Raw genomic sequence first — 10,494 nt, 5'->3', positions numbered from 1 at the left:
AAGCACAGATGAGCGCCTGCGCGAAGAGAAAAGGACAGCGGTGATCTGATGACGATTACGACGAAGTTCACCGAGGCGTTCGGTGTCGAGCATCCGATCGCCCAGGGCGGAATGCAGTGGGTCGGTCGCGCCGAATTGGTTGCGGCCGTGGCGAATGCCGGCGCGCTGGGTTTCATCACCGCGCTGACCCAGCCGACGCCGGCGGATTTGGCCAACGAGATCGCCAAGACGCGTGACCTGACCGACAAGCCGTTCGGTGTGAACCTGACGATCCTGCCGGCGATCAATCCGCCGCCGTATGACGAGTACCGGCAGGTGATCGTCGACGCGGGCATCAAGATCGTCGAGACCGCAGGTTCGAACCCGGCGCCGCATCTGCCGATGTTCCACGACAACGGGATCAAGGTGCTGCACAAGTGCACCTCGGTGCGGCACGCCGTGAAGGCGCAGTCGCTCGGGGTGGACGGCATCAGTATCGACGGCTTCGAGTGCGCCGGTCACCCCGGCGAGGACGACGTGCCGGGCCTGGTGTTGATCCCGGCGGCGGCCGACAAGATCGAGATCCCGATGATCGCTTCGGGCGGGTTCGCCGACAGCCGCGGGCTGGTGGCAGCGCTGGCGCTGGGCGCCGACGGCATCAACATGGGGTCGCGGTTCATGTGCACCGTCGAGTCCTGCATCCACCAGAACGTCAAGGAAGCGATCGTGGCCGGTGACGAGCGGGGGACGGAGCTGATCTTCCGCAGCCTGCACAACACCGCCAGGGTGGCGTCGAACGAGGTGTCTCGGGAGGTCGTGCAGATCCTCAAGGACGGCGGTCAGTTCGAGGACGTCAAGGACCTGGTGGCCGGCGTGCGCGGCAGGAAGGTGTTCGATGACGGTGACATTGACGCGGGGATCTGGACTGTCGGAACGGCCATGGGCCTGATCAACGACATTCCGACCGTCGGGGACCTGGTGGCCCGGATCGTCGGTGAGGCAGAGGAGATCATCAGCGGCCGGCTCGCGGGGATGCTCGCGCCCGCGGCACAGCCGGTCTAGCCCGGTCGCCGGGCAAAGCAGTCACGGAGGAACGCGCGCCCCTCGGGGCGCGCGTTCTTTCACACTGCGGTTGGGAGAACCTGGTCGTCGTCGAGCTGTTCCGACGTCAGACCCTCGACCAGGACATCGCCGTGGTAGAGAGCGTCGAAATCAACCTTGATGACATCAGCACTGGTGTCGTCGATCCACATGTACTGAACAGTAACCACGGGCTCTAAGAGTTCTTTGAGCCTCGATTGGGAGAACTGTGGCAATTCTTACCGCCGGGTAGGTTCGCGTGCCTACCGGCGAGTAGCCCTCACGTCGCCGGCGTGGTCGGCGGGGTGTCGAAGTGGATCGGATTGACGCCGTACAGGGCCACCCACGTGACGATCGCGGTCACGAAGGCCAGCACCACGAGCGCCGTCTTCACCCGCGGTGACCAGGCGATCCGGTCGTGCAGGCGGGCGTCCACGGAGAACCGCCCCGCCCCGGCGAACAGCAGCGCCGCCGCGCCGAGCCCCAAGAGGAACGGCACGTTGAACGGATCGGACCAGAACGGTCCGCCGGAGACGTTGACCGCCCACGCGCAGAGCATCGCGCCGAGCGCGGCACAGCCGGCCAGCGGTGTGAGAACGCCGAGAAGCAGGGCGAGGCCGGCCACCGTCTCGGTGGCGGTGACCATGAATGCTGCGAAGCCGGGCAGTCGCCACCCGGCGTCGCCCATGAACGCCACGGTCATGCCGAAGTCGGACGCCTTCAGCAGACCGGCGTGCAGCGTGGCCGCGCCGATGCCGAGCCGGAGGAGGAGTAGACCGATGCTCACGCTGGAGTCAGCGGTGCGTTCGCGCAGAGGTGTCGGGGACGTCATGTCAACCATGATCGGTTCGACTTGTGCCGGCGGCGAAAGTCATCGGTGTGGCGCGTGGGAGGTTGCCTCGGTGGCGCCGCTGAGTTATCGCTGATAACTTAGCGGCGATATCTCACGAAGGGGCCGTCAGGTGCTGCACCGGATCGCACTGCTCGCCATCGCGGCCCCGCGCCGCGTACTTGCCGTCGCGCTGCTCGTCATGGTGGGCTGCGGGGTGTTCGGGGTGCCGGTCGTCGGGCATCTCTCCGCCGGCGGATTCCAGGACCCGACCTCGGAGTCCGCGCGCGCCACTCAGCTCCTCGTCGACAAGTTCGGCCAGGGCGACATGGAGCTGATCCTCAGCGTCACCTCGCCCGACGGGTTCGACAGTCCGGCCGCCCGCGCCGTCGGCGACGACCTCACCGCCCGACTGGCGGAGTCGCCCCACGTCGGCACCGTGACCTCGGCGTGGTCGGCACCGGCGTCGGCGGCGCCCGCGCTGGTCAGCGAGGACGGCAGGACCGGGCTGATCGTCGCGGGCATCACCGGCGGCGAGAGCGGCGCGCAGAAGCACGCCAAGACCCTGACCGACGAACTCGTCCACGATCGCGACGGTGTCACCGTGCGCGCCGGCGGCGTCGCCATGACCTACGTCCAGATCAATGCGCAGACCGAGAAAGACCTGCTCATGATGGAGTCCATCGCGATTCCGCTGAGTTTCGTCGTGCTGGTCTGGGTCTTCGGTGGCCTGCTCGCCGCAGCCCTGCCGCTGGCCGTCGGAGCGTTCGCGATCCTGGGCTCCATGGCGGTGCTGCGCGCCGTCACCCTGGTCACCGACGTGTCGATCTTCGCGCTGAACCTGTCGATCGCCATGGGCCTGGCCTTGGCCATCGACTACACGCTGCTCATCATCAGCCGGTACCGCGACGAGCTCGCCGAGGGCCACGAGCGGGACACCGCACTGGTCAGGACCATGGTCACCGCCGGACGCACGGTGCTGTTCTCGGCGCTGACCGTGGCGTTGTCGATGGTGGCGATGGTGATCTTCCCGATGTACTTCCTGCAATCGTTCGCCTATGCGGGCATTGCGGTGGTCGGCTTCGCGGCGCTGGCGGCGATCGTGGTCGCCCCGGCGGCGATGATGCTCGCGGGTGACCGGCTCGACTCGCTGGACGTGCGCAAGCTGGGCCGCCGGATCTTCGGCAGGCCGGAGCCGCAGGCCAAGCCTGTCGAGCAGATGTTCTGGTACCGCTCGACGAAATTCGTGATGCGGCGCCCCGTTCCGATCGCAGCTGGTGTGGTCGCCCTGCTGCTGATCCTCGGTGCCCCGTTCGTCGGAGCCAAGTGGGGCTTCCCTGACGACCGGGTGCTCCCGGACTCGTCCTCGGCCCGTCAGGTCGGCGACGAGTTGCGGCAGGACTTCGCCGTCGATTCGTCCACCAACGTTGTCGTCGTGCTGCCCGATGTGCAGAACATCGCCCCCGAGCAGCTCGACATGTACGCAGCTGCGCTGTCCGGTGTCGACGACGTCGCCTCGGTGTCCGCGCCGGGCGGCGCGTTCGTCGACGGCGCGAAGGTCGGACCCCCCTCTGCAGCAACGGGATCGGTGGACGACAGCGTGTTCTTCACCATCGAGAGCACGGCGCCTCTGTTCACCGACGCGTCCGAGACGCAGCTCGACCGGCTGCATGCGGTCACGACACCCGAAGGCAGGCAGGTTCTGATCACCGGGCTCGCTCAGATCAACCGCGACAGCGCCGACGCCATCACCTCGCGGTTGCCGCTGGTACTCGGTGTGATCGCGGTGATCACCTTCGTCCTGTTGTTCCTGCTGACCGGCAGCGTGGTGCTGCCATTGAAAGCTCTGGTGCTCAACGTCTTGTCGCTGACCGCCGCGTTCGGCGCGTTGGTCTGGATCTTCCAGGACGGCCACCTCGGCGCGCTGGGCACGACACCGACTGGGACGCTGGTGGCGAACATGCCGGTCCTGCTGTTCTGCATCGCCTTCGGGCTGTCGATGGACTACGAGGTGTTCCTGGTGTCGCGCATTCGCGAATACTGGCTGGCGACCGGGGACAATGACGAGAGCGTGGCTCTGGGTCTGGCCCGCACCGGCCGGGTGGTCACCGCGGCGGCGCTGCTGATGTCGATCTCGTTCGGCGCCTTGATCGCCGCGCAGGTGTCGTTCATGCGCATGTTCGGTGTCGGGCTCACCCTCGCCGTATTGGCCGACGCCACCCTGGTGAGAATGCTGCTGGTGCCCGCGTTCATGCGCCTGCTGGGCCGCTGGAACTGGTGGGCGCCGAAGCCGCTGAGCAGACTGCACGAGCGGGTCGGGATCAGCGAGACGGTCAAAGAAGGTGTCTGACAGCGTCACTCGTCGTCGCCGCGCACCCCGTGGGGCGGGCGAGCAGCTGCACGACGAGATCCTGGACGCGGCGACGGATCTGCTGCTGCACAGCGGCGACGAGAAGGCGGTGTCGATCAGATCGGTGGCCCAGCGGGTCGGGGTGACCCCGCCGTCGATCTATCTGCACTTCGCCGACAAGACGGCACTGCTGGATGCGGTGTGTGGTCGCTACTTCGAGAAGCTCGACGAGGAGATGCAGGCGGTCGCGGCGGCGTGCGAGTCGCCCATCGACATGTTGCGCGCCCAAGGGCTGGCGTACGTCCGCTTCGCACTGAAAACCCCTGAGCTGTACCGCATCGCGACGATGGTCCACGGCGATCCGGGCAGCGGCGTCGACCTCACCCTCAACAGCTCGGCATTCGTGCACATGCGCGCCTCGGTGGAAGCGCTGATCTCCGAGGGCAGCTACCCGGCCGGAGATCCGACCACACTGGCCCTCGAGCTCTGGACCGCCGCCCACGGCGTGGCCGCACAACTGATCTCGCGTCCCTACCTGCCCTGGGGCGATGTCGAGGAGTTCGCCGACCGCGTGCTGCGGGCGATGTGCTTGGGCCACATCGCCTCCGGCGCCGTCACCCCCGAGGACACCCCGCAGACGATCGTGAACTGGCTGAAGGAGGCCGTCGATGACCGACAACGTCGATAACCCGTTTTTCGCCCGGCTCTGGACGGCGATGTCGTCCAGGGAGCCGGAGTCGTTGACGCGGCTGCGCCGGGAGAACCTGGCCGGCCTGACCGGTCGAGTGCTGGAGGTCGGGGCAGGGACCGGAACCAACTTCGAGTTCTATCCCGACACCGTCACCGAGGTGGTGGCCGTCGAACCCGAACGCCGCCTGGCGGCGCTGGCCCGGCAGGCCGGTGCGCGCGCCGCCGTGCCCGTGACCGTCAGCACCGACACCGTCGAGCAGTTCGCCGATGCCGAGCCGTTCGACGCGGTCGTGTGCTCGCTGGTGTTGTGCTCGGTCGACGACCCCGAAGTCGTTGTCGCGCAGTTGAGGTCACGACTCAAACCCGGCGGGCAGCTGCGCTACCTGGAGCATGTCGCCGGAAGCGGCGCCCGCGCGGGCCTGCAACGGTTCGCCGACGCCACGGTGTGGCCCCGGCTGCTGGGCAACTGCCACACCCACCGCCACACCGAGGACACCCTCACCGCCGCGGGCTTTCGGCTGACCGGCGCCCGCAGGGAGTGGACGTTCCCGGCCTGGGTGCCGCTGCCGGTCGCGGAGTTCGCGATCGGTGTGGCCGTGCGCCCTTCCTGACGCGCTCAGTTCAGGAGCGCCGGAAGGCGCTGCAGCAGCCCCGGTAACGCCGCGGCCGCCGGCTCGCGCAACGTCACGGTCGCGCTCGCCGACAGCGGCGTCGGCTCCGGGTTGACCTCGATGACCGGCGTTCCCCGCGACACCGCCAGCTCGGGCAGGCCCGCAGCGGGGTAGACGACCGACGACGTGCCGACCACCACGACCAGGTCGGCATTGACGACGGCCTCGACGGACGCCTGCCAGGCGTCGTCGGGCAGGGCCTCCCCGAACCACACCACGTTGGGCCGGATCAGGCCACCGCAGCCCTCGCAGCTCGGTGGGTCGACGGACTCGACCGGTTCGGGCATGTCGGGCACCGCGCCGCGGAACGCGGAACGGCAGTGATCACAGTGGAAGTCGAACAGGCTGCCGTGCACGTGGTAGACCTTCGTGCTTCCCGCCCGCTCGTGCAGGTTGTCGACATTCTGGGTGACGACGTGGACGTCGGCGTAGTCCTCCCATGCCGCCACGGCGCGGTGGGCGTTGTTCGGTTCGACCCCGCTCATCATGTGGTGGCGCCACAGGTACCACGCCCACACCCGGTCCGGGTGGTCCCGCCAACCGTCGGCGCTGGAGATCTCGTACGGATCGACCTTGGCCCACAGACCCGTCTCGACGTCGCGGAACGTCGGGACACCGCTCTCGGCGGAGATCCCCGCACCGCTGAATACCGTCACCTGCACACCACTAAATTAGCGGCTGTAGGTGATACTGGGCACGTGGCCGAGTTGGGGGATTGGGTACGCGTTGATCCGCACGCTGCCAGGCCGCTGTTCGACCAGCTCAGAACGCAGATCATCGCAGGTGTCCGGGACGGCGAGCTCGCCCCGGGCACCCGGCTCCCGACGGTCCGCGAACTGGCTGGTCAGATCAACCTGGCAGTCAATACCGTGGCACGCGCGTACCGGGAGCTGGAAGCTGCCGGAATTCTGGAGACCAGGGGGCGCTTCGGCACCTTCGTGGCGCGGGCCGACCCGGCCGACGCCGCGATGGCCACGGCGGCCCACAACTACGTGGCCGCGGCGCGCGCCCTCGGGGTGGACAAGACGGAGGCGCTGCAGTACGTGGAGAAGGCCTTCGGCTGATCAGCCGAACTCGAGCAGGGTCATCGTCGGGCGGATCGGGTCGAGCAGCGGGACGCGCTGCGAGGTCCACAGCAGCGCGTTGATCAGCCGGCCGCGGGCCCGTTCGGCGGGCACGTCGTGCACGGCACGCACGCCGGGCACGGTGTTGACCAGGTCGGCGGCCTCGGCGACCGACAGCGTGAACGGCATCGGCGGCACGCGGTACCGGCGGGAGGCCGGCATACCCCGGCGGGTCAGCGCCGCGAATCCCGACGGCGGCAGATCGAACATCATCCGCCCGCCGGGGAACCGCGCGGCGCACTCGGTGATGATGGCCATCGCCTCCTCGGGCTGCAGGTACATCAGCAGCCCCTCGGCGGTGACGAACACGCCCTCGCCGGCGTCGATCTGATCCATCCAGCTGAAGTCCAGGGCCGACTGAGCGATCATGCGCACGCGCTCGGACTCGGGCAGCAGCTTGCGCCGCAGCTCGATCATCGGCGGTAGGTCCACGCTGACCCAACTGAATTCGTGGCCCACGCCGCGGTTCTGCGGGCTGTCGGCGTCCAGCCGGAAGAACGTGGTCTGCAGGCCCTCGGCCAGCGCGACGACCGTCGCTCGCGGATGGTCGAGCAGGTAGCGGCGGATCTGCTTGTCGAATGCCTTGGCGCGCAACGCCATATCCTGGCGCCGGACGAAACCGAACTTGGCGAAGTCGAAGTCGATCGAGTCCACCAGCTGGATGGCCATCGGATCGTCGATCAGCGAGTCGGGCCTTCTGGCATCCGTGGCGCGCACGAGCAGGGTCATCAGAGCGGTCTCGGGCACCCCGGTCAGATCGGCGGTGTGTTTACCGGCTGGGGTCATCGGTCGTCTCCTCGTCGTCGGCGAATTCGAGCAGGATGATGCTGGGCCGGGTGCGGCGCACCAGGCCGCGGTCCAGGCGGGGTGACGCTGCCCGGGCGAACAGGCCGCGCCCCGGCGGCAGTGGCACCTCGCGCGCGGACGCCACACCGGGGATGCGGCCGGCCAGGGCCGCACCTTCGTCGGCGGTCATCGCGAACGGCATCGGCGGGGCCACATAGCGATCGGAGAGCTTCATGCCCCGCAGGGTGCGGGCGCTGAACCAGTGCGGGATCGCGTCGAACATCATGGCCCCGCCGGGAAATCGGCGCGCGCAGTCGCGGATCAGCCCGAGCGCCTCGTCGGGCGGTAGATACATCAGCAGGCCCTCGGCGGTGATGAACACCGCTCTGCTCCCGGCGCTGCCGGCGTCGGCGTGCACCCGGTCCATCCAGCTCAGGTCCAGGGCCGACTGCGCGAGCGTCACGATGCGGCCGTCGTCGGGCAGCAACTGGGCGCGCAGCTCCGTCACCGGCGGCAGGTCCACCGAGTACCACCGGGTTTCGGCGAGGGCGCCGTCGCGATCCAGCCGCCAGAACGACGTCTGCAGACCTTCGGCGAGTGCGACGACCGATGCTCCGCGATGCCGGGCCAGGTGGTCGCGGGTGGCGGAGTCGAAGGCGCGGGCCCGCAGCGCATGGGCCTGACCGGGCCGGCCGAACTTGCCGTAGTCGTACTCGATGCCGTCGAAGACGGTGACGGCCCACGGGTCGCGGATCACTCCGTCCGAACGCGTGGCCTCGACGGCGCGGTTGCGCAGCGTCCACAGGGTCGTGGCGGAGACGCCCTCAAGGATGTTGCCGTCGATCGCGGTGAATCGGCCCACTCGGCAATCCTTCCAGACGACGACGATCCTGACCGACGCCCGGAAGTCGTAGGCTCGTGGCATGACGCGCGATGTCTTCGACGACAAGCTGCTGGCGCTGATCGCAGGGAACTCGCTGGGTGTGCTGGCCACCCTCAAACGCGACGGACGACCGCAGCTGTCGAACGTCTCCTATCACTTCGACGCGCGCGCCCTGACCATCTCGGTGTCGGTCACCGAGCCGCGTGCCAAGACCCGCAACCTGCGCCGGGACCCTCGCGCGGCGATCCACGTCAGCTCCGACGACGGGTGGTCCTACGCCGTCGCCGAGGGGGACGCCGTGCTGACCCCGCCTGCGGCGAATCCGGCCGACGACACCGTCGAAGGTCTGGTGGAGTTGTACCGCAAGATCTCCGGTGAGCACCCCGACTGGGACGACTACCGCCGGGCGATGGTCGACGATCGCCGGGTGCTGATGACGTTGCCGATCGCGCATCTGTACGGCATGCCTCCGGGCAGGCGCTGAGCGCACGCGAAATTCGTGCCGGGCGGACTAGGCTGCGCTCATGGCGTCGAATGAGTCCGCAGAGTCCGGCGAGGACGACAGCAAGCGCAGGTTCCGAGAGGCGCTGGAGCGCAAGAACGCCAAGGCCGTGAGCGGTTCCGCGCACAAGGACGGCGGCGCGAAGAAGTCACGGGGTGCGCACGGTCCACTGGAGAGCCGCCGGGAGTTCCGCCGCAAAAGCGGATAGGTCGACACCGGCGTCAGCGGGCCAGCGCCCGGGCGCCGACCAGAGCCGCCACCAGCGCCGCGGTCAGGTACAGACCGAGGTCCTTGAGACCCCAGCCGACGGAGGCCAGCGTGGCCGCACCGGCCACGCACAGCAGGAGGCCGACGGCGGTGCTGCGCAGGCCGGGCCCGGCCACCGATCCGCCGTCCCAGAACGGGAGCGGATCGTTCTCCAGGGGACGCAGCACGAGGAACGCGGCGCCGACCATGAGCGCCATCAGCAGCATCTGCAGCACGGACAGGGCGACGAAGTCCGGGGCGGCGGGGTCGAAACGCGGGTAGCCGAGGTGGGCGAACACCAGGTGCATGCCGAGCAGCAGCGGGATGTGCCACAGGTACAGCGTCATCGCCCCGGTGTTGCCGATGACCGTCAGCCACCACACCCGGGGTCGCCGCGCCCACCGGGCGATCGCGGGGGCCGCGGCAATGGCCAACGCGCACATCATGATTGCGTGCCCGGTCAGCAGCAGCGACGGCGGTGACATGTTCTTCAGCTGCTGGGTCTCGATGCCGACGAGGCTGAGTTCGTACGGGCCGTACGCGACCAGCGCGACATTGACGGCGAACATCGCGGCACCGAGGAGGAGAGCCGGGCGCGCCGTGAGCAGTCCGCGACGGTAGGCGACCCCGAACATGCCGGGGATCAACCACATCGACAGGTTCAGATAGCCGAAGATCACCGGCATCTCGGTGGTGATCCTGACTGCGTCGACCACCGCGACGAACGCATAGGCGCCGGCGACCGCCGCGACGAACCGGCGGGTGGTGGTGAGGTGGGCCAGCAGCGGCACTGCGGCGAGCACCAGCACATAGGCGCCGAGGAACCAGAGCAGTTGCGTGGAGATGCCGGCGACGGGTTCGTAGACGTGCACGGGCAGGAGGAGCTTCAGCACCGTCAGCGTCGCCGCCCAGAACGCGAGGTAGTAGAAGACCGGACGGTAGAGCCGGGTGCAACGCCGCATCAGCCAGTTGCCCCAGCTGCCGCCCGGCTGCCACGACTGCACGGACGCCGCGACCCCGGCGAAGAAGAACAGCGGCATGATCTGGAACACCCACGTCAGCGCCTGGAAGATCGGCGATTCGGTGAGCAGGTTGCTCCAGAGGAAGACGTCGTCGCGGATCGTGCTGGTGGCCATCACGGTGTGGCCGACGACGACGCCGATCAGGGCGGTGATCCGGATGACGTCGATGGGCCGGTCACGCCCGGGTGGGGTGTTGGCCTCCACCTCGGCCGGGCGGGGGAACAGCGTGGCTGTGCTCATGGATCAATTCTCGGGTGCCCCGGCGGCCCGTCCTCTGAGTAGAACCACTCACCTCACACCGCGCCTCACCTCACACCGCGAGCGCGCGGGTC

13 protein-coding genes are annotated in these 10,494 nt (G+C 68.6%); 7 read left to right on the top strand and 6 right to left on the bottom strand.

Translation table 11 applies throughout. The annotated features are described in order from the left end of the window. The first annotated feature begins 48 nt into the window (after window positions 1–48). Window positions 49–1,041, top strand: coding sequence for an NAD(P)H-dependent flavin oxidoreductase (locus FHR72_RS22970; RefSeq protein WP_183472664.1), 993 nt, complete (start codon window positions 49–51; stop codon window positions 1,039–1,041). Between the two features lie 59 nt (window positions 1,042–1,100). Here the strand turns inward: FHR72_RS22970 and FHR72_RS26675 are convergent, their stop codons facing one another. Further along, entirely contained in the window at window positions 1,101–1,232 is a 132-nt protein-coding gene (locus tag FHR72_RS26675) for a hypothetical protein (RefSeq protein ID WP_260156187.1), read from the bottom strand. A 107-nt stretch (window positions 1,233–1,339) separates the two neighbouring features. After that, on the bottom strand, window positions 1,340–1,891 hold the full coding sequence (locus tag FHR72_RS22965; protein ID WP_396888500.1) for a DoxX family membrane protein: 552 nt from the start codon (window positions 1,889–1,891) through the stop codon (window positions 1,340–1,342). A gap of 130 nt (window positions 1,892–2,021) precedes the next feature. On the opposite strand from FHR72_RS22965, the gene FHR72_RS22960 reads away from it, so the two are divergent. From FHR72_RS22960 to FHR72_RS22950, 3 genes are read left to right on the top strand one after another with little or no spacing between them, the layout of a single operon-like run. Beyond that, entirely contained in the window at window positions 2,022–4,238 is a 2,217-nt protein-coding gene (locus FHR72_RS22960) for an MMPL family transporter (RefSeq protein WP_183472658.1), read from the top strand. Next, window positions 4,231–4,926: a TetR/AcrR family transcriptional regulator gene (locus FHR72_RS22955; RefSeq protein WP_183472655.1), complete on the top strand. Its 696-nt coding sequence runs from the start codon at window positions 4,231–4,233 to the stop codon at window positions 4,924–4,926. Before FHR72_RS22960 ends, FHR72_RS22955 begins: the two co-directional genes overlap by 8 nt. Next, complete coding sequence (locus FHR72_RS22950) at window positions 4,907–5,539, top strand: class I SAM-dependent methyltransferase (protein WP_183472652.1); 633 nt, start codon at window positions 4,907–4,909, stop codon at window positions 5,537–5,539. The genes FHR72_RS22955 and FHR72_RS22950 overlap by 20 nt, the downstream gene beginning before the upstream one ends. A 5-nt stretch (window positions 5,540–5,544) precedes the next feature. On the opposite strand, the gene FHR72_RS22945 is transcribed toward FHR72_RS22950, so the two are convergent. Then, the gene (locus FHR72_RS22945; RefSeq protein WP_183472649.1) at window positions 5,545–6,261 is read right to left on the bottom strand and encodes an NAD-dependent deacylase; all 717 of its coding nucleotides are present in this window, start codon (window positions 6,259–6,261) and stop codon (window positions 5,545–5,547) included. 36 nt (window positions 6,262–6,297) lie between these two features. Here FHR72_RS22945 and FHR72_RS22940 point away from each other — a divergent pair, with 36 nt between their 5' ends. Then, entirely contained in the window at window positions 6,298–6,663 is a 366-nt protein-coding gene (locus FHR72_RS22940) for an Rv1152 family transcriptional regulator (protein WP_183472646.1), read from the top strand. Here FHR72_RS22940 and FHR72_RS22935 read toward each other — a convergent pair whose 3' ends face one another. Further along, entirely contained in the window at window positions 6,664–7,509 is an 846-nt protein-coding gene (locus tag FHR72_RS22935; RefSeq protein ID WP_183472643.1) for a class I SAM-dependent methyltransferase, read from the bottom strand. Continuing rightward, window positions 7,493–8,371 (bottom strand): class I SAM-dependent methyltransferase, encoded by an 879-nt coding sequence (locus FHR72_RS22930; protein ID WP_311736235.1) that lies wholly within the window; start codon window positions 8,369–8,371, stop codon window positions 7,493–7,495. The genes FHR72_RS22935 and FHR72_RS22930 overlap by 17 nt, the downstream gene beginning before the upstream one ends. 61 nt (window positions 8,372–8,432) lie before the next feature. Between FHR72_RS22930 and FHR72_RS22925 the strand changes: the two genes are divergently transcribed. Together FHR72_RS22925 and FHR72_RS22920 are read left to right on the top strand one after the other, a co-directional pair. Next, window positions 8,433–8,876, top strand: a complete 444-nt coding sequence (locus tag FHR72_RS22925) for a PPOX class F420-dependent oxidoreductase (protein WP_183472638.1) — start codon at window positions 8,433–8,435, stop codon at window positions 8,874–8,876. A 40-nt stretch (window positions 8,877–8,916) separates the two neighbouring features. Continuing rightward, window positions 8,917–9,102, top strand: a complete 186-nt coding sequence (locus tag FHR72_RS22920; RefSeq protein ID WP_183472635.1) for a DUF5302 domain-containing protein — start codon at window positions 8,917–8,919, stop codon at window positions 9,100–9,102. Between the two features lie 13 nt (window positions 9,103–9,115). On the opposite strand, the gene FHR72_RS22915 is transcribed toward FHR72_RS22920, so the two are convergent. Next, a complete protein-coding gene (locus tag FHR72_RS22915) occupies window positions 9,116–10,402 on the bottom strand; it encodes an acyltransferase family protein (RefSeq protein WP_183472632.1) in 1,287 nt (428 codons plus the stop codon). Window positions 10,403–10,494 lie beyond the last annotated feature (92 nt).

It is taken from the genome of Mycolicibacterium iranicum, from assembly GCF_014190915.1.
Taxonomy (GTDB): Bacteria; Actinomycetota; Actinomycetes; order Mycobacteriales; family Mycobacteriaceae; genus Mycobacterium; species Mycobacterium iranicum_B.
The sequence above is the reverse complement of the archived record's forward strand: the minus strand, read 5'-3'. Positions and strand labels throughout refer to the sequence as shown.